This window comes from Streptomyces sp. NBC_00090 (genome assembly GCF_045160815.1).
Lineage (GTDB): Bacteria > Actinomycetota > Actinomycetes > Streptomycetales > Streptomycetaceae > Streptomyces.
In genome coordinates this window covers 1,788,091-1,804,449 of record NZ_CP108224.1, presented here as the reverse complement: position 1 = coordinate 1,804,449, position 16,359 = coordinate 1,788,091, and the positions used below count along the sequence as shown (strand labels likewise).

Genomic DNA, 16,359 nt, shown 5'->3' with positions numbered 1-16,359 from the left:
AATGAGTGGGTGTCCGCGTGTCCTTCGTGCCGCGCGGCGCAATTGCTCGTTGTTCTCGACGGGCGCAGGTCTGAAGGAGCACAAGCGATGGGCGAGGGGTACGCATGACGGACACCGGCCAGGTCTCGGGCGAGGGACTGCCGGAGAACGCAGGCATGGTCGAGCAGCCGGGCATCCCCGCACCGGACGCGTACACCTTCCTGGACCCCTCCGAGCACGCAGCCGAGGACGACGACCTTCTTCTGATGCCGGGCGCCCAGGGCGCCTGGAGCGAGCACCCGCCGGGCGTCGCGCCCGCGCCGCCGGTCGCCGTAGCCGCCCCGCAGGTGGCGCCCGTGGTCCCGAACCAGGTGCCGCACCAGGGCGTGCCGCAGGCGGCCGTACCGCATCCGGCGGCCCCGGAGACGGCGGCTCCGATGGGCGACCCGCTCACCGACCCGCTGCCGGACCCGCTCACGGACCCGTTGCCGGACCCGCTCACGGGCCCGCTCCCGGACTCCTTCGTCCTCGCCGACGTGCTGACCGCCCCTCAGGGCCAGACGCCGCCGCAGGGCGTGCAGATCGCCCAGACGGTCGCCACTCCGGCGCACGGCATTCCCGTGCACGGCATTCCCGTGCACGGCACTCCGGCGCACGGTGTCCCCGCGCACGGCACTCCGGCGCACGGCATTCCCGCCCACGGCACCCCGGCGCACGGTGTCCCCGTCGCCGCGCAGGAGCCCGTCCTGGCCGACCACGGCTACGAGCCCGGCATCCTCGACACCGGTGCCCACGAGGCCGCCGGCCGCGACTCCGGCTCCGTCGACCTCGGCGGCGTCCGCGTCCCGCCGCCCGTCGGCTCCCCGACCCCGCCGCCCGCCCGGCGCCCGCTGCACATGGGCCCGCCCGTGCCCGAGGTCTCCGGTGGCGTCGTGCTCTCGCTGGCCGACCGCGGTCCGGCCGCCGTGCCCGCCCCGGCCCCGCAGCCCGCGCCCGCCCCGGCACCCGTCGTGGCCACCGGCCCCGCGCCGACGCCCGTGCGGAACCCGGGACCGCCGACGACCGGCCCCGAGTACTTCGACATCCCGCAGGACCAGCAGCTCGCGCCGCAGGGCGCCGAGCCGTGGGCCGCGCAGCCGCAGGAGGCCGCGGCCCCCCAGCCGGTCCTCCCCGCAGAAACGGTCGTCCCGCCGAACGGACAGTTCGTGCAGGTCGAGGGTTCCGTCCCGACGGCCCCGCACCTGGCGCCGACTCCCGTCGCCGAGGCGGAGGAGCCGGCGGAGGCCCCCGAGGCCCAGGCGGGCGAGGTCCTCGTCGAGGCGCCCGTCGCCCCCGAGGTCCCGGAGCCGGCCGCCGAGCTTCCCGTCACGGAGCTCGCCGGCGCCCAGGCCACGGTGCCCGCGCCGCGCGACGGCGAGCCCGCCGCCGAGGTCCCCGTGCCCGCGCCGGCCGAGGCCGCCGTGGACCCGATCCCGGCTCCCGCGGCCGAGCAGGTCGCGGAGCCCGAGATGCGGCCCGAGCCCGTGGACGAGCCGGCGCAGGTGGCTGAGCCCGTCGCGCAGGCACCGGTCGAGCCGGCCGTCGAGGCCGCCGCCGCGCCCGAGGCCCCGGTGGAGCAGGCTCCGGAGGAGACCCCCGCCGAGGCGGGGCCCGCGGAGATCCCCGTAGAGGCGGAGGCAGCCCCCGAGGCCCTCCCCACGCAGGCCCCCGAGGCCGAGCCCCAGGCCGAGATCGCGGCCGACGCCCAGGCCTCCGAGCAGCAGCCCACCCCCACCCCCGCCGCACCGACGGACACGGTGGCGGCACTCGACGAGCAGCCCGAGGCCCTCCCCGAGCCCGTGGAGGCCGAGGAGCCGACCGAGGCCGTGGCCGAGGCCGTCGCCACCGAGGTCGTCGAGGCCGAGCCCGCCCCGGAGACCGCCCTCGTGGCGGACTCCGAGGCAGCGGCGCCGGAAGCCGTGACGCCGGAAGCCGTGACGCCCGAGGCCGAGACCGCCCCCGAGGGCTTCGTCGACGCCACGGAGCTCGTGGAGGCGGCAGAGCTCGGCGAAACCGAACAGCCCGGCGGACCCGAGGAACTCGACGCGACCGAACAGCTCGGCGGACCCGAGGAACTCGACGCGACCGACCAGCTCGGCGGATCCGAGGAACCCGACGCCGACCAGCTCGACGGGACCGACCAGCTCGGCGACGCCGAGGAGGAGCCCGCCCCCGGCGCCCCCGCCCCCGCCCCCGCCCCCGGCTACGCCGACGCCGAGCGCGAGGCCGTCCTGCGCGTGATGCGCGAGCGCCGCGACATCCGCAACGGCTTCCGCTCCGACCCGATCCCGCACGAGGTGCTGCTCCGCGTCCTGGAGGCCGCCCACACGGCCCCCAGCGTCGGCCACTCGCAGCCCTGGGACTTCGTCGTCATCCGCTCCGCCGAGACCCGGCAGACGATGCACGAGCTGGCCCAGCGTCAGCGCGAGGCCTACGCCAAGTCGCTGCCGAAGGCCCGGGCCAAGCAGTTCAAGGAACTGAAGATCGAGGCCATCCTCGACACCCCGGTCAACATCGTCGTGACCGCCGACCCCACCCGGGGCGGCCGGCACACCCTGGGCCGCTACACGCAGCCGCAGATGGCCCCGTACTCCTCCGCGCTCGCCGTCGAGAACCTCTGGCTCGCCGCCCGCGCCGAGGGTCTCGGCGTCGGCTGGGTCAGCTTCTTCGACGAGCGCGAGATGGTCCGTACCCTCGGCCTTCCCGAGCACCTCGAAGTCGTCGCGTACCTCTGCGTGGGATACGTCGACGAGTTCCCCGAGGAGCCCGAGCTGATGCAGGCGGGCTGGTCCAAGCGCCGCCCGCTGGCCTGGGTCGTCCACGAGGAGACGTACGGCCGTCGCGCCCTTCCGGGCGAGGAGCCGCACGACCTGCTCCAGGAGACCGTCGCCAACATCCGCCCGCTGGACGCCAAGGCGCTCGGCGAGGCCTGGGAGCGCCAGAAGCGCATGACCAAGCCCGCAGGGGCCCTGGGCATGCTGGAGATCATCTCCGCGCAGCTCTCCGGCCTCTCCCGGATGTGCCCGCCGCCGATCCCGGAGCCCGCCGCCGTCGCGATCTTCGCCGGCGACCACGGGGTCCACGCCCAGGGCGTCACGCCCTGGCCGCAGGAGGTCACCGGCCAGATGGTGGCCAACTTCCTCGGCGGGGGAGCGGTCTGCAACGCCTTCGCCAACCAGGTCGGCGCCGAGGTCTGCGTCATCGACGTGGGCGTCGCCTCCGAGCTCCCGGCCACGCCGGGCCTGCTGCCCCGCAAGGTCCGCCCGGGCACCGGAGACTTCACCACCGGTCTCGCGATGACCCGCGAGGAAGTCCTGGCCGCGATCGAGGTGGGCATCGAGACGGCCCGCGACCTCGTGGCCGCGGGCAACAAGACGATCCTCACCGGCGAGATGGGCATCGCGAACACCACCGCGTCCGCCGCGCTCATCTCGGTCTACACCGGGGTCGACGCCGCCGAGGTCACCGGCCGCGGCACCGGCATCAACGACGAGACGCACGCCCGCAAGGTGGACGTGGTCCGGCGCGCGCTCGACCTGCACAAGCCGGACCCGGCGGACCCGATCGGCGTCCTCTCGGCGATCGGCGGCCTGGAGCACGCGGCCCTCGTCGGCCTGATCCTGGGCGCGGCCTCGCTCCGCACCCCGGTGATCCTGGACGGCGTCTCCACCGGTGCCGCGGCGCTGGTGGCCCGGGCCGTCGCGCCCGAGTCGCTCGCGGCCTGCATCGCGGGCCACCGCAGCGCCGAGCCGGGCCACGTGGCCGCCCTGAACAAGCTGGGGCTGCGCCCCCTGGTCGACCTGGACCTCCGCCTCGGCGAGGGCACGGGCGCGCTCCTCGCGCTCCCGCTCGTCCAGAGCGCGGCCCGGGCGATGCACGAGGTCGCCACGTTCGACTCGGCGGGCGTCACCGAGAAGTAGTACCGCCGGCGCGTCCTCCCACCCACGCAGGGGAGTGGGGGACGCGCAGGGGCCGTGTTCGGGACGTAGAGCGTGTTTTGTGGCGCGTACGGGAGGCCCACCTTCAGAGGGCCCCGCAGGCGCCGTAAAACATGCAGTCCCGAACACGGCCCCTGCGCGGCACCCACGTCACGGACCGCTACCGGGAGATCTGTCACAGCGTGACGGACCTCGGTCACCGATATCGTGGGCACAGGGCCCTTCCGCCCACCCCACCAGCCGCTTCACCGCAGCAGCGGCCCGCACACGCACAGCCTCTCCGAGGAGCCGCCCACCCATGGCCGAGCACACCGAGAACGCGGCGCACCCCGCCTACCCCGTAGGCCTGCGTCTCGCCGGCCGCCGCGTCGTCGTCCTTGGCGGCGGCCAGGTCGCCCAGCGCCGGCTTCCCGCGCTGATCGCCGCCGGCGCCGACATCACGCTGATCTCCCCGTCCGCGACCCCCTCCGTGGAGGCGATGGCCGAGGCCGGCGAGATCACCTGGGTCAAGCGACGGTACGAGGACGGTGACCTCGCCGACGTCTGGTACGCGCTGGTGGCCACCACCGACGCGACCGCCAACGCCGCCGCCTCCGCCGAGGCCGAGCGGACCCGCACCTGGTGCGTGCGCTCCGACGACGCCGAGGCGGCCACCGCCTGGACCCCGGCCACCGGCCGCGGCGAGGGCGTGACCGTGGCGGTGCTCACCGGCCACGACCCGCGGCGCTCGGCCGCCGTGCGGGACGCGATCCTGGAGGGTCTGCGGGACGGTTCGATCGCGGCCCCGCAGCATCGCTCCCGTACCCCCTTCGTGGCCCTGGTCGGCGGCGGACCCGGCGACCCGGACCTGATCACCGTGCGCGGCCGGCGGCTGCTCGCCGAGGCCGACGTGGTCATCGCCGACCGGCTCGGTCCCCGCGACCTCCTCGACGAGCTGCCCCCGCACGTCGAGGTGATCGACGCGGCCAAGATCCCGTACGGCCGCTTCATGGCCCAGGAGGCCATCAACAACGCGCTGATCGAGCACGCGAAGGCGGGGAAGTCCGTCGTCCGGCTCAAGGGCGGCGACCCCTTCGTCTTCGGCCGCGGCATGGAGGAGGCCCAGGCGCTCGCCGTGGAGGGCATAGCCTGCACGGTCGTCCCCGGCATCTCCAGCTCGATCTCGGTCCCGGGCGCGGCCGGCATCCCGGTCACCCACCGGGGCGTGGCCCACGAGTTCACCGTGGTCAGCGGTCACGTCGCCCCCGACGACCCGCGCTCCCTCGTCGACTGGGCCTCGCTCGCCAAGCTGACGGGCACCCTGGTCATCCTCATGGGCGTCGACAAGATCGGGAAGATCGCCGAGGCGCTCATCGCCCACGGCAAGGACCCCGCGACGCCGCTGGCGCTCGTCCAGGAGGGCACCACGGCGACGCAGCGCCGGGTGGACGCCACGCTCGCGACGGTCGCCGAGACGGTCAAGGCCGAGGAGGTCCGTCCGCCGGCCGTCATCGTCATCGGTGAGGTCGTGACCGAGGGTCCCGGCAAGCTGGTGAAGTAACCAGGGGTAACTGAACCCTGTCGCACACCGTCGCACACATTGGCACCACACCCCGGACAAGGCAGTATCACCCCGTGGCCGAACTCATCACGATCGACGACCCCGACGACCCGCGCCTGCGCGACTACACCGGCCTGACCGACGTCGAGCTCCGGCGCAGACGCGAGCCCGCCGAGGGCCTGTTCATCGCGGAGGGCGAGAAGGTCATCCGCCGGGCCAGGCAGGCCGGGTACGAGATGCGGTCGATGCTGCTCTCCGCCAAGTGGGTCGACGTGATGCGCGACGTCATCGACGAGGTCCCGGCGCCGGTGTACGCGGTCCAGCCGGACCTCGCCGAACGCGTCACCGGCTACCACGTGCACCGCGGCGCCCTCGCCTCCATGCAGCGCAAGCCGCTCCCGGACGCCGTCGAGCTCCTCGCCGGCGCCCGCCGGGTGGTGATCATGGAGTCGGTCAACGACCACACCAACATCGGCGCCATCTTCCGCAGCGCCGCGGCCCTGGGCATGGACGCCGTCCTGCTCTCGCCGGACTGCGCGGACCCGCTCTACCGCCGCTCCGTGAAGGTCTCGATGGGCGCGGTCTTCTCCGTCCCGTACGCCCGCCTGGACAGCTGGCCCCGCGGTCTGGAGACCGTACGGGAAGCGGGCTTCAAGATCCTCGCGCTCACTCCCGCGGAGAAGGCGACCTCGATCGACGATGCCGCCCCGCACCGGCTGGAGCGGGTCGCGCTGATGCTCGGCGCGGAGGGCGACGGCCTCTCCACCCAGGCGCTGCGGGCGGCGGACGAATGGGTCCGGATCCCGATGGCCCACGGCGTCGACTCGCTCAATGTGGGCGCGGCGGCGGCGGTCGCCTTCTACGCGGTGGCGACGGGCCGACCGGAGTCCTGACCCGGGCCGTCACACGCCGGAGCGAGGCCCGCACGGCCGCGGAGCGAGGCCCTGAGCGACACCCCTAGGGGTGTCGCGCCCTAGGGGTTGTCCTGCCTCTAGCCCTGCAGGGCCTGCGCGGCGGCGATGCCCAGGGCCACGACCAGCGTCACGACCACGAAGACGAAGAGCCGCTGCCGCAGCAGACGGGGGTTGGCGGGGCGGCGGCCCGTCGACGTCGACCGGGCGCCGGGCCGGGTGCCCGGGCGGGAGTGCGGGCCACGCGAGCCGCCGGTCCGCGGGCCCGGCGAGGGCCGCGAGGACGGCCCCTGGCCGCGCCCCTGACCCCGCTGCTCGCGCTCCGCCTCCCGCTCGGTGCCGTGACCGCGGGTGTCGCGCTCCGTGTACCGCTCGGTCGGGCGGACGGTGTTCCGCTCCTCGGACCGCTCCCGCTGCACGGGCGGACGTGAGACCGGCAGCCCCTGGGCCTCGCGCGCGGCGATCTCCTTCAGCCGCATCGACAGCTGGAGCGTGCTGGGCCGTTCCTCCGGATCCTTCGCCAGACAGGCCCGGATCAGCGGGGCCAGCGCGTCGGGGACCCCGTGCAGCTGAGGCTCCTCGTGCACCACCCGGTAGAGCATGACCTCCGAACTGCCGTGCCCGAAGGGGGAGTCGGCCATCGCCGCGTACGCGAGGGTGGCACCGAGCGAGAACACGTCGGTGGCCGGGGTGACCGCCGCCCCTCGCACCTGCTCCGGCGCGAGGAAGCCGGGCGAGCCCACGGCCGTACCCACGTGGGTGAGCGTGCTGGCCCCGGTGGCCCAGGCGATCCCGAAGTCGATGATGCGGGGGCCCTTGGGGGAGAGCAGGATGTTCGAGGGCTTGAGGTCGCGGTGCACCACCCCGGCCTCGTGGACGGCGACCAGGCCTTCGGAGAGCGCGGCCCCGATCGTGGCCACGTCGGTGGCGCGCAGTCCGCCCTCCTCGGCGACCCGGTCGTGCAGCGAGGGGCCGGGCACGTACTGAGTGGCGAACCAGGGGCGGTCGGCCTCCAGGTCGGCGGCGACGAGCCGGGCCGTACAGCCGCCGCGGATCCGCCGGGCCGCCGACACCTCACGGGCGAAGCGCGACCGGAACTCCTGGTCCTCGGCCAGATCGGGCCGGATCACCTTGAGCGCCACGCGCTGACCGCGCCGGTCGGACCCGAGGTACACGACCCCCATCCCGCCGGCCCCCAGCCTGCGGTGGAGCCGGAACGACCCGACGATCCGCGGATCCTCGCGCCGGAGCCGCATCATCGCCATGTCCGTCCCCTCGTCCGTTCGACGTGGCACAGCTTACGTAGTGGCGCCCGGACGCGCTCATAGGCCGCGCCCTCGCACCGGGATCGATTGTCAGTGCTGAGGGGGACGCTGAACAGTCGTACGGAGCCGGGGCGCGGCTCAACATCCTTTTGCGGTCCCTCACTTGACGGAGGGTCGCGAGACGCCCGCCGCGCCCCGGGCGACGCCTCCAGGGGCTCCGGGGCCGGCGGATACGGGCAGGGCCCCGCGACGTGAGCGATGTCACGCCCGGTGACCTGCCCCGCACCCACCGGAGCGCGCCCGACGGGCCCTCCGCCCCGGCCCCGGAGGGCCCCGACCCCTCCGGGAAGACCCTCACTTCGGGGCCCCCGTCTCCACCCAGGGGAGTACGCCGTGCGGCCGGTCGTCATCCTCCCGGAGGCCCGCAAGTCGATACGCGGGCATGACGTCCCGGGCCCTCCGGCTCCCTAATGTTGATGTCAAGCGGCGGGTGCAGCACTCGTCCCCCGAGGTCACGCACCCGCCGCGTCAGACACGACAGGAGAGGAACCATGGCGTACACGGCACCGCGGTCGACCACCAGCCCCTCGGGCCGACGTCACCCCTTGGTGGCCACGGCCATGGTCCTCCCTCTCGCGGCCCTGCTCGTAGTCGTCTTCGGCGGCTGGGACGCGGTGGTCACACAGGCGTCGTCCGTGGGCGTGATGTTGGGGCGCTGACAGCGCCCCGGACCCGGGAGAGCGGCCCGGGTCGGGGACATCCGGCCATCAACCCCGTGGGGACGGGGGTGTGGCGGACGGCAGCGTGAGGCCGGTCAGCTGGGGAGCTGACCGGCCTTCGCGCTTCCCGACCCCGTCCCCGTATCCGTGCGCTCGTCCGTGAGCGGGCCCCGGCCACATCCGGCACCCGCCCCCCGCCCCGCCCCGAACCCCGTCCTCCCGGTCCGGCCCGCTCGCTCGCCGCGTACGCTCCCCGCGTGGACTCCGCCGCGTCGACCCCGCCTGCCCCGACCTCACCGGCTCCGGGCCTGCCCGCCCCGACCCCGCCCGCCCGGCTCGACCGGCTCGCCGCCGTCGCGCGGGCCGCCGCTCACCGCCCCGGCACGCCCTGCCACTGCGCGAGCGGCCTCGTCGGCGTACTCGCCGACCGGGACGACGGGACCGTCGTACGCCACGGGGCGCTCGTCGCCAAGGCGCACGCCCCCGATACCGACCCGGAGGCGCACCGCGCCCGGCTGGCGCTCGCCGCCCACCCGGACGTCGACGGCGTGCTCCTGCCGCCGCTACAGGTGCCGCTCCCGCAGCCCGGCCCCGACGGGTTCGCCGGTCGGCCCGTCACGGTGTGGCCCTACGGCCCGCCCGTCGACCCGGAGGACCCGGACGCCGCTCCCTGGGAGGACGCGGCGCGACTCCTCGCCCTGCTCCACCGCACCGCGCCCCCGCCGGCGCCCGCCCCGCGCCTCCCGGCCATGCGGGCCCCGCTCAAGGTCTCGCTCGCCGTGGACCGGATGCGCCGGACGGCTCCGCACCACCCGGCCACGGCCACCGTGCTGCGCGCCTGGAGCACGATCCCCGACGGCTCCGGCTCCGGCCCAGGGCTCCTCTGTCACGGCGACTTCCACCTCGGCCAACTGGTCCGCGACCCCCGGGTGATCGGCGACCGCCCCTGGCGGCTCATCGACATCGACGACCTCGGCATCGGCGACCCCGCCTGGGATCTGGCCCGCCCCGCCGCCTGGTTCGCGGCGGGCATCCTGCCTCCCGAGGTGTGGTCCCGCTTCCTCGGCGCGTACCAGCGGGCGGGCGGCCCCGCCGTGGGTGCCGATCCGTGGGTCCAACTCGACGTTCCGGCCCGGGCCCTGACGGTCCAGACGGCCGCCCTGGCCCTCGCCAAGTCGACGGCGGAGGGTCGGCCGCTCGACGAGGTCGAGGACGTGATGATCGACACCTGTGCCCGTATCGCCGGGTACCGAACCGATTCGGCCCCTTCGGCGTCCACGTAAGGTGAAGCCACCATTCGAACGGCAATGTCAGGGAGTTGAGCCGAGCATGCAGTGTCCCAAGTGCCATGCGGCCATGCACACGTACAACCGCAACGGCGTCCAGATCGAGCAGTGCAGCGGCTGCCGAGGGATATTCCTGGACTTCGGCGAGCTGGAGGCCCTGACCCGCCTGGAGTCCCAGTGGTCCCAGCAGGCCCCGCCCGCCCCGCCGGCCTACCCGGCGCAGCCCGCCCCCGCCGCCCCCGCCTGGGGTGCCCCGCACCAGGGCGGCCACCACGGCGGCCACTACCGTCAGCGCGGCTTCGGGCGGATGCTGTTCTCCTCCTGAGCACGAAGAAGCCCCCGGCCGTGGAATACGGCCGGGGGCTTCTTTCGATGGTGCGCGATACTGGGATTGAACCAGTGACCTCTTCCGTGTCAGGGAAGCGCTCTCCCGCTGAGCTAATCGCGCGGGTTGATGCACACGTCGCACCCGAAGGTACCGCGTACTGCGTGCGCGATACTGGGATTGAACCAGTGACCTCTTCCGTGTCAGGGAAGCGCTCTCCCGCTGAGCTAATCGCGCGGGATGGTGCACGCGTCGAACTCGACGGTGCCGGGTGCTGTGTGCGCGATACTGGGATTGAACCAGTGACCTCTTCCGTGTCAGGGAAGCGCTCTCCCGCTGAGCTAATCGCGCGGGGATCCGAGGATCCAGGACCCGAAGGTCCAGTGGACGATACTGGGATTGAACCAGTGACCTCTTCCGTGTCAGGGAAGCGCTCTCCCGCTGAGCTAATCGTCCTTGGAGGTGGAGACGGGATTTGAACCCGTGTAGACGGCTTTGCAGGCCGTTGCCTCGCCTCTCGGCCACTCCACCAGGAGTGATAACAGGGGTTCGGGAAGATCCCCCACATCGAGCGGACGACGAGATTCGAACTCGCGACCCTCACCTTGGCAAGGTGATGCTCTACCAACTGAGCCACGTCCGCTTGTCGTTTCCGTTCCGCTTGCGCGTCCCGGCGACGTGTTGAACTCTAGCGGATTCCTGGGCCAGTACAAAAACGCGTTTCCGCAGCGTGCTGACCTGCGCGCGGACCGGGGTGCCCGGCCGGGCACCCCGGAGGGTTCGTGCGGCGTTCACTCGCCGTGTTCCCCGGGTGGCGGGGAGCCCCCGCGTACGCCCCCCGTACGCGGCCCCCGTGCTTCGGCGCGACCCGTCCTAGACTCGATGCGTGCACGACCTTGCTCCTCTGGCCCGCTTCGGCGGCCTCGTCGCGACCGATCTCCGGGACGTCACCCATGACCCCGAGGCCCTGGACTCCGCCGGCTTCTGGGCCGTCTGCGCGGACTTCGAGGGCCGCCTCACCTGCGCCCGCTTCGGCGACGTGCGGCCCGACCCGGTGCCCACGCCCGTCCCGGGCGCCTGGCACGGACCCGGAGCCGGTGACTGGACGTCCTCGCTCGACCGCGCCGCGTACATCGCGGGCGTCCGGCGCGTGCGCGAACACATCGCGCGCGGCGAGGTCTACCAGGCGAACCTCTGCCGGGTGCTGACCGCGCCGCTGCCGGACCCGGCAGCCGCCGACGTCGACGCCCTCACCGCGCTGCTCGCCCGGGGCAACCCCGCTCCCTACGCCGGAACGATCCGCCTGCCCGCCCACGGCGTGGAGGTCGCCACCGCCTCCCCCGAGCTCTACCTGCGCCGCGAGGGGGCCCTGATCTCCTCGGGCCCCATCAAGGGCACCGGCCGCACCGCCGCCGACCTCCTTCCCAAGGACCACGCGGAGAACGTGATGATCGTCGACCTGGTCCGCAACGACCTGGGGCGCGTCAGCGAGACCGGCACCGTCGCCGTCCCCGCCCTCTGCGCGATCGAGGAGCACCCCGGCCTCGTCCACCTCGTCTCCACCGTCACCGGCCTCCTGCGCGAGGACGCCGGCTGGCCCGAGCTCCTCGACGCCACCTTCCCGCCCGGCTCCGTCACCGGAGCGCCCAAGTCCAGCGCCCTGCGGATCATCGAGGCCCTGGAGACCGCCCCCCGCGGCCCCTACTGCGGAGGCATCGGCTGGGTCGACGCCGACGCGGACACCGCCGAGCTGGCCGTCGGCATACGGACCTTCTGGATCGACCGGCCCGAGGGCGTCCTCCGCTTCGGCACCGGCGCCGGGATCACCTGGGGCTCGGACCCGGAGCGCGAGTGGGAGGAGACCGAGCTGAAGGCGTCCCGGCTGGTCGCGATAGCGTCGGGTGCCTACGAGTCAGGCGCCTACGAGGCGAGCGGAAAGGCCACTTCTCGATGAAACTCTGGGTCAACGGCGGGCTGCACGACGCGGAGACCGCCCTGGTCTCGGTACTGGACCACGGGCTGACCGTCGGCGACGGCGTCTTCGAGACGGTCAAGGCCGAGCGCGGAGAAACGTTTGCTCTCACTCTCCACCTGGAGCGCCTCACCCGCTCCGCCCGCGGCCTCGGCCTGCCCGACCCGGACCTCGACGAGGTCCGCCGCGCCTGCGCCGCCGTCCTCGCCGCCAACCCGATGGAGCTCGGCCGGCTGCGGATCACGTACACCGGGGGTCTCTCGCCGCTCGGCTCCGAGCGCGGCGACGCCGGCACCAGCCTCGTGGTCGGCCTGGGCGAGACCGGCCGTCGCGCCGACTCCACCGCCGTGATCACCGTGCCCTGGACCCGCAACGAGCGCTCCGCCCTCACCGGCCTGAAGACCACCTCGTACGCGGAGAACGTCGTCGCCCTCGCCAGGGCGCGCGAGCAGGGGGCCTCCGAGGCGCTCTTCGGCAACACCGTGGGACAGCTCTGCGAGGGCACCGGCTCCAACGTCTTCGTCGTGCTCGACGGCGGGATCCACACCCCGCCCGTCTCCTCCGGCTGCCTCGCCGGCATCACCCGGGCCCTCACCGTCGAATGGACCGGCGCCGAGGAGACCGTGCTGCCGCTGGACGTCCTGGAGAGCGCCGAGGAGATCTTCCTGACCTCGACCCTCCGCGACGTGCAGGCCGTCCACCGGGTCGACGGGCGCCTGCTCACCGGCGCCCCGGGACCGGTCGCCGCCAAGGCCATGCGGATCTTCGACGAGCGCGCGGCCCGGGACCGGGACCCGCGCCTCGCGTGAACCACCGGGCGTGAGCCGGGGGCGCGTGAACCACCGTGCGGGAATCACCGCGCGTTAATCCGGATGACGGACGGCCCGGGGGTGGGTAGAACACCGGTGATGACCACCACCCTGCGGCCGGCCGAGCCGCTTCAGCAGACGCCCGACGGCGGCCGTTCCCGTACCTACGACGTGTGCGTGAACAGCCGCCGCGTCGGCTCCGTACGCCTCTCGACCGATCCCGCCTTCGGCACCGCCTCGGGCGTGATCCAGGAGCTCCGGGTCGACGAGCCGGACCGGCGGCGCGGCCGGGGCACGGTCGCGGCGCTCGCCTCCGAGGAGGTGCTGCGCGGCTGGGGCTGCGCCGAGGTGCAGATCTCGGTGCCCGCCGACGCCGCGGCGGCGCTGCGGATGGCCCGGGCGCTCGGCTACACCGAGCGCAGCCGGAACATGGTCAGGGAGCTGCCCGACGGGCCGCCGGCGCTGCCGGAGGGCGTCGAGGTCCGGCCGATGACCGGTGCGGAGTTCGACGCGTGGTCCGAGCAGGCCAAGGAGGGCTTCGCACAGAGCTGGATCGAGCGGGGCGTCCCCGAGGAGCAGGCCCGGGCGAAGGCCGAGGACAGCCACCGCAGGCATCTCCCGCAGGGCCTCGACACCCCCGGCGTCGCCATCCACGTCGCCGTCCGCGACGGCCGGTCCGTCGGCGTCCTGTGGACCGGCCGGATAGAACTGGAGCCGGGGGAGTGGACGGCGTTCGTGTACGAGGTGGAGGTCGCCGAGGGCCAGCGGGGCCGGGGCTACGGCCGGGCGCTGATGCTGCTCGCCGAGCGCGTCGCCCTGGCGTCCGGTGAGACCCGGCTCGGCCTGCACGTCTTCGCGGGCAACACCCCGGCGATCCGGCTCTACGAATCGCTCGGCTACCGCACGACCTACGTCAACAGCGCCAAGGCGCTCCTGTAGCGACGGCCGGGAGGGGCGGTCAGCCCTTCAGGAGGCCGTCGGCGATCTCCGAGATCCGCCCGCGCAGGCCCTCCTGGCTCTGGCCGCCGTCCAGACGCTCGCCGCCGATCACATAGGTCGGGGTGCCGGTGACCTTGATCGCCTTGCCCTCGGCCTCGTCCGCGTCGACGGTCAGCAGGTGCCGGCCGTCGATCAGCGCGGTGTCGAACTCCTCGGCGTCCAGCCCAAGCTCGGTCGCCACCTCCAGGAGGACCGCCTCGCCCCGCTCGCCGAGCTCGTCCGTGCGGGCGAGCAGCGCCTCCACGTACGGCCAGCCCTTCCCCTGCTCCACGGCCTCCTCGGCGGCCTGGGCGGCGGCGTACGCGTGCTTGTGCTTCGCCAGCGGGAAGTGGCGCAGCTGTACGTCGAGCCGGTCGCCGTACGTCTCACGGAGGGCGCGGACGTCGTCGAGGGCCGCGAAACAGTCGGGGCACTGGAGGTCGAACCAGGCCTCCAGGACGACGGGGGAGGCGGGTGCGGTGGTGGAGTCACTCATGCCAGCAGTCTCCCTCACCGGGACCTGGGGAGGAGATCCGGCCGGGGCGACCCGGAGATCTCCCTGAGAACCGCCCCGGGACATGGCCCCGGGCGCCCTCGGCGGTGCAGGATGGAAGGGACGTATCACCCGGGACCTGGAGGATCGCATGCTCGCCGAGACCATTTGCTCCGCGGCGGCCGTCGCGGGCCTGGGCATCGCCGCGATCACGGCGTACCGGAAGCGTTTCCTGTCCGCCGCCCGGATCGCCGCCTACTCGCTGGTACCGCTGGGTCTCGTGATGACCGGCGCCGTGGACTGGATCGCCGACACGGCCTTCAGCCCCGTGGCCTGGGCCGGGTTCGGCGTGCTCGGAGCCGCCTGGCTGCTCCTGTCGTCCACGCGGGCCGTCGAGCGGCGCCGGAGCGGCCGCAAGGAGACCACCGGGGGAGCGGAGCCGAGGGCCGTGGCCCCGGCCGCTTCGACGCCGTCGCGCACCGCGGGGCGCAAGCCGCAGGCCGGCCAGGCGGGCGGCCAGGCCGGCGCGGAGGACTTCAGCGACATCGAGGCGATTCTGAAGAAGCACGGAATCTGATCACTTCTGGCGCTTCCCGTTCCCGTGATCCACGGGAAGGGGTGAACAGCCTTTGCGCTGGGGCGTGTTGCGGGATTCTCCGGGCGTGGCGTGCGTCATCATCCCCCCGAGATGCTGGATACCTCGCGGGAACCCGTCCCCGCCGCCCCCGATGCCCCCACCGACGTCCCGGCCGAAGAGCCGCGCGGCTGTCTGTTCGCGCTCTCCCAGCCGCCGCTGATGATCTTTCTCGCGGTGATCGGCTGTCTGCTGCTGATGGCCGCCGTGCACGATCTCTTCGTCCTGTGAGCTCGCGCGGCGGGTCCCGCCGTCAGCCCGCCGCTTCCTTGCGGCGCGCCCGGTACGCGGCCACGTGCAGCCGGTTGCCGCAGGTGCGGCTGTCGCAGTAGCGGCGCGAGCGGTTGCGGGAGAGGTCGACGAAGGCCCGGCCGCAGTCCGGTGCCTCGCACCGCCGCAGCCGCTCCTGCTCGCCCGCCACGACGATGAAGGCGAGGGCCATGCCGCAGTCGGCGCCGAGGTGGTCCGCCACCGAGGCGCCCGGCGCGAAGTAGTGCACGTGCAGGTCGTAGCCGTCGTGGTCGGTGAGCCGCGGAGTCGTTCCCGCGGCGGCCACCAGCTGGTTGATCAGGGGGGCCGCGATCCGGGGCTCCGGCGCCGAGAAGACCGCGGCGAACTTCTCGCGCACATCGCGCACGGCCTTCAGGTCGTCCAGGTCGAGCTCGCCCACGTCACTGATCTTGTGCCCGTGCACGAAGGTCCGCAGCCCTTCGAGGTCCGCGAGCTCGTCGGGACGGTCGCCCTGGGGGGCGGTGTTCATCAGACCGACGACGGTGTCGAGGGCGATCCGGGTGTCGTGGGGGATCAGCACGATTCGCTCCCTGGCCGGCCGCGGACGGCGCCCGCGGAATTGCGCTGACTTTAGCGCGCCCCGGAAAGGCCAGCGGCGCCCTCCACCGCGCCGGCTGCGCGGTGGGGAGCGCCGTTGTCATGCCTATGTGACTGCACACGCGGCGCCGTCGCCCCGAGTCGGACGGCGCCGTGCGGCTCTCGGCCTGGCTCAGCTGTCCGCCAGGATGTGGGAGAGCTCCGTGTCGAGATCGAAGTGCCGGTGCTCGGTGCCCGGTGGCACGGCGGCGTCGGTCCGCTTCAGGAACGACTCCAGGGCCCTCGCCGGGGCCTCGAGCAGGGCTTCTCCCTCGGGTGAGCTCAACGCGATGCAGACGACTCCCTGGCCGTGACTACGGGATGGCCAGACGCGGACGTCGCCCGTGCCGGTGGGCCGGTGCAGCCCCTCGGCGAGAAGGTCGCGGGCGAAGACCCACTCGACCGTCTCTTCGGCTCCGGTGTGGAAGGTGGCGTGCACGGCATACGGATCGGCCGTGTCATACCGCAGGCCCGCGGGTACAGGCAGTGAGGACTCGCTCGACACAACGAGGCGCAGGTGCAGCTCGCAGCTGACCGTGGTGTTCATAAGCGCCAGGGCCTTTCGCTCAGTGTGCGCTCGGGGATTCGCACGTCGGCGAAATCG

15 protein-coding genes and 6 tRNA genes are annotated in these 16,359 nt (G+C 73.8%); 11 read left to right on the top strand and 10 right to left on the bottom strand.

Annotation, left to right across the window (positions count from 1 at the left end; genetic code table 11):
* Nucleotides 1–104 precede the first annotated feature (104 nt).
* From cobT to OG361_RS07850, 3 genes are all read left to right on the top strand, one after another.
* Nucleotides 105–3,938 carry a nicotinate-nucleotide--dimethylbenzimidazole phosphoribosyltransferase gene (cobT, locus tag OG361_RS07860; protein ID WP_405852613.1) on the top strand — a complete coding sequence of 1,278 codons (3,834 nt, stop codon included), beginning with the start codon at nt 105–107 and terminating at the stop codon, nt 3,936–3,938.
* 316 nt (nt 3,939–4,254) lie between these two features.
* On the top strand, nt 4,255–5,496 hold the full coding sequence (cobA, locus tag OG361_RS07855) for a uroporphyrinogen-III C-methyltransferase (protein ID WP_384566429.1): 1,242 nt from the start codon (nt 4,255–4,257) through the stop codon (nt 5,494–5,496).
* A 74-nt stretch (nt 5,497–5,570) separates the two neighbouring features.
* Nucleotides 5,571–6,389, top strand: coding sequence for a TrmH family RNA methyltransferase (locus OG361_RS07850; RefSeq protein ID WP_405852612.1), 819 nt, complete (start codon nt 5,571–5,573; stop codon nt 6,387–6,389).
* A 98-nt stretch (nt 6,390–6,487) separates the two neighbouring features.
* Here OG361_RS07850 and OG361_RS07845 read toward each other — a convergent pair whose 3' ends face one another.
* Nucleotides 6,488–7,672, bottom strand: coding sequence for a protein kinase domain-containing protein (locus OG361_RS07845; protein WP_384566423.1), 1,185 nt, complete (start codon nt 7,670–7,672; stop codon nt 6,488–6,490).
* A 551-nt stretch (nt 7,673–8,223) separates the two neighbouring features.
* Here OG361_RS07845 and OG361_RS07840 point away from each other — a divergent pair.
* The 3 genes from OG361_RS07840 to OG361_RS07830 all read left to right on the top strand — a co-directional run bounded on the left by OG361_RS07840 (nt 8,224) and on the right by OG361_RS07830 (nt 10,002).
* The gene (locus OG361_RS07840; RefSeq protein ID WP_384566420.1) at nt 8,224–8,391 is read left to right on the top strand and encodes a hypothetical protein; all 168 of its coding nucleotides are present in this window, start codon (nt 8,224–8,226) and stop codon (nt 8,389–8,391) included.
* Between the two features lie 308 nt (nt 8,392–8,699).
* The gene (locus OG361_RS07835) at nt 8,700–9,674 is read left to right on the top strand and encodes a phosphotransferase (RefSeq protein ID WP_405862138.1); all 975 of its coding nucleotides are present in this window, start codon (nt 8,700–8,702) and stop codon (nt 9,672–9,674) included.
* Nucleotides 9,675–9,720: 46 nt separating this feature from the next.
* Nucleotides 9,721–10,002, top strand: a complete 282-nt coding sequence (locus OG361_RS07830) for a zf-TFIIB domain-containing protein (protein ID WP_267042602.1) — start codon at nt 9,721–9,723, stop codon at nt 10,000–10,002.
* A gap of 48 nt (nt 10,003–10,050) precedes the next feature.
* On the opposite strand, the gene OG361_RS07825 is transcribed toward OG361_RS07830, so the two are convergent.
* The 6 genes from OG361_RS07825 to OG361_RS07800 form a co-directional block, all read right to left on the bottom strand.
* Nucleotides 10,051–10,125, bottom strand: a tRNA-Val gene (locus OG361_RS07825).
* 42 nt (nt 10,126–10,167) lie between these two features.
* Nucleotides 10,168–10,239: transfer RNA gene (locus tag OG361_RS07820), tRNA-Val, on the bottom strand.
* A 42-nt stretch (nt 10,240–10,281) separates the two neighbouring features.
* A tRNA-Val gene (locus tag OG361_RS07815) sits at nt 10,282–10,353 on the bottom strand.
* Nucleotides 10,354–10,386: 33 nt separating this feature from the next.
* Nucleotides 10,387–10,458: transfer RNA gene (locus OG361_RS07810), tRNA-Val, on the bottom strand.
* Between the two features lies 1 nt (nt 10,459).
* Nucleotides 10,460–10,533: transfer RNA gene (locus OG361_RS07805), tRNA-Cys, on the bottom strand.
* Nucleotides 10,534–10,572: 39 nt separating this feature from the next.
* Nucleotides 10,573–10,645 (bottom strand) — tRNA-Gly (locus OG361_RS07800).
* 243 nt (nt 10,646–10,888) lie between these two features.
* On the opposite strand from OG361_RS07800, the gene OG361_RS07795 reads away from it, so the two are divergent.
* The 3 genes from OG361_RS07795 to OG361_RS07785 all read left to right on the top strand — a co-directional run bounded on the left by OG361_RS07795 (nt 10,889) and on the right by OG361_RS07785 (nt 13,722).
* The gene (locus OG361_RS07795; RefSeq protein WP_405852611.1) at nt 10,889–11,956 is read left to right on the top strand and encodes a chorismate-binding protein; all 1,068 of its coding nucleotides are present in this window, start codon (nt 10,889–10,891) and stop codon (nt 11,954–11,956) included.
* Entirely contained in the window at nt 11,953–12,783 is an 831-nt protein-coding gene (locus tag OG361_RS07790) for an aminotransferase class IV (protein ID WP_405852609.1), read from the top strand. The genes OG361_RS07795 and OG361_RS07790 overlap by 4 nt, the downstream gene beginning before the upstream one ends.
* Before the next feature lie 99 nt (nt 12,784–12,882).
* The gene (locus OG361_RS07785; RefSeq protein WP_405852607.1) at nt 12,883–13,722 is read left to right on the top strand and encodes a GNAT family N-acetyltransferase; all 840 of its coding nucleotides are present in this window, start codon (nt 12,883–12,885) and stop codon (nt 13,720–13,722) included.
* A 19-nt stretch (nt 13,723–13,741) separates the two neighbouring features.
* Here OG361_RS07785 and OG361_RS07780 read toward each other — a convergent pair whose 3' ends face one another.
* Complete coding sequence (locus OG361_RS07780) at nt 13,742–14,257, bottom strand: DsbA family protein (RefSeq protein WP_405852606.1); 516 nt, start codon at nt 14,255–14,257, stop codon at nt 13,742–13,744.
* A 148-nt stretch (nt 14,258–14,405) separates the two neighbouring features.
* Here OG361_RS07780 and OG361_RS07775 point away from each other — a divergent pair, with 148 nt between their 5' ends.
* Complete coding sequence (locus tag OG361_RS07775; RefSeq protein ID WP_405852604.1) at nt 14,406–14,831, top strand: hypothetical protein; 426 nt, start codon at nt 14,406–14,408, stop codon at nt 14,829–14,831.
* Nucleotides 14,832–14,942: 111 nt separating this feature from the next.
* A complete protein-coding gene (locus tag OG361_RS07770; RefSeq protein ID WP_384566405.1) occupies nt 14,943–15,119 on the top strand; it encodes a hypothetical protein in 177 nt (58 codons plus the stop codon).
* A 22-nt stretch (nt 15,120–15,141) separates the two neighbouring features.
* Here OG361_RS07770 and OG361_RS07765 read toward each other — a convergent pair whose 3' ends face one another.
* Both OG361_RS07765 and OG361_RS07760 read right to left on the bottom strand, forming a co-directional pair.
* Nucleotides 15,142–15,699 (bottom strand): CGNR zinc finger domain-containing protein, encoded by a 558-nt coding sequence (locus tag OG361_RS07765; protein WP_405852603.1) that lies wholly within the window; start codon nt 15,697–15,699, stop codon nt 15,142–15,144.
* 189 nt (nt 15,700–15,888) lie between these two features.
* Nucleotides 15,889–16,302 (bottom strand): SsgA family sporulation/cell division regulator, encoded by a 414-nt coding sequence (locus tag OG361_RS07760; protein WP_015032345.1) that lies wholly within the window; start codon nt 16,300–16,302, stop codon nt 15,889–15,891.
* Nucleotides 16,303–16,359: the final 57 nt, after the last annotated feature.

Bases quoted from the DNA above. Each gene is read 5' to 3' on its own strand.
- OG361_RS07760 (WP_015032345.1), bottom strand. From the start codon at position 16,302: ATGAACACCACGGTCAGCTGCGAGCTGCACCTGCGCCTCGTTGTGTCG.
- cobT (WP_405852613.1), top strand. From the start codon at position 105: ATGACGGACACCGGCCAGGTCTCGGGCGAGGGACTGCCGGAGAACGCA.
- OG361_RS07845 (WP_384566423.1), bottom strand. From the start codon at position 7,672: ATGGCGATGATGCGGCTCCGGCGCGAGGATCCGCGGATCGTCGGGTCG.
- OG361_RS07780 (WP_405852606.1), bottom strand. From the start codon at position 14,257: ATGAGTGACTCCACCACCGCACCCGCCTCCCCCGTCGTCCTGGAGGCC.
- cobA (WP_384566429.1), top strand. From the start codon at position 4,255: ATGGCCGAGCACACCGAGAACGCGGCGCACCCCGCCTACCCCGTAGGC.
- OG361_RS07840 (WP_384566420.1), top strand. From the start codon at position 8,224: ATGGCGTACACGGCACCGCGGTCGACCACCAGCCCCTCGGGCCGACGT.
- OG361_RS07785 (WP_405852607.1), top strand. From the start codon at position 12,883: ATGACCACCACCCTGCGGCCGGCCGAGCCGCTTCAGCAGACGCCCGAC.
- OG361_RS07790 (WP_405852609.1), top strand. From the start codon at position 11,953: ATGAAACTCTGGGTCAACGGCGGGCTGCACGACGCGGAGACCGCCCTG.
- OG361_RS07830 (WP_267042602.1), top strand. From the start codon at position 9,721: ATGCAGTGTCCCAAGTGCCATGCGGCCATGCACACGTACAACCGCAAC.
- OG361_RS07775 (WP_405852604.1), top strand. From the start codon at position 14,406: ATGCTCGCCGAGACCATTTGCTCCGCGGCGGCCGTCGCGGGCCTGGGC.
- OG361_RS07770 (WP_384566405.1), top strand. From the start codon at position 14,943: ATGCTGGATACCTCGCGGGAACCCGTCCCCGCCGCCCCCGATGCCCCC.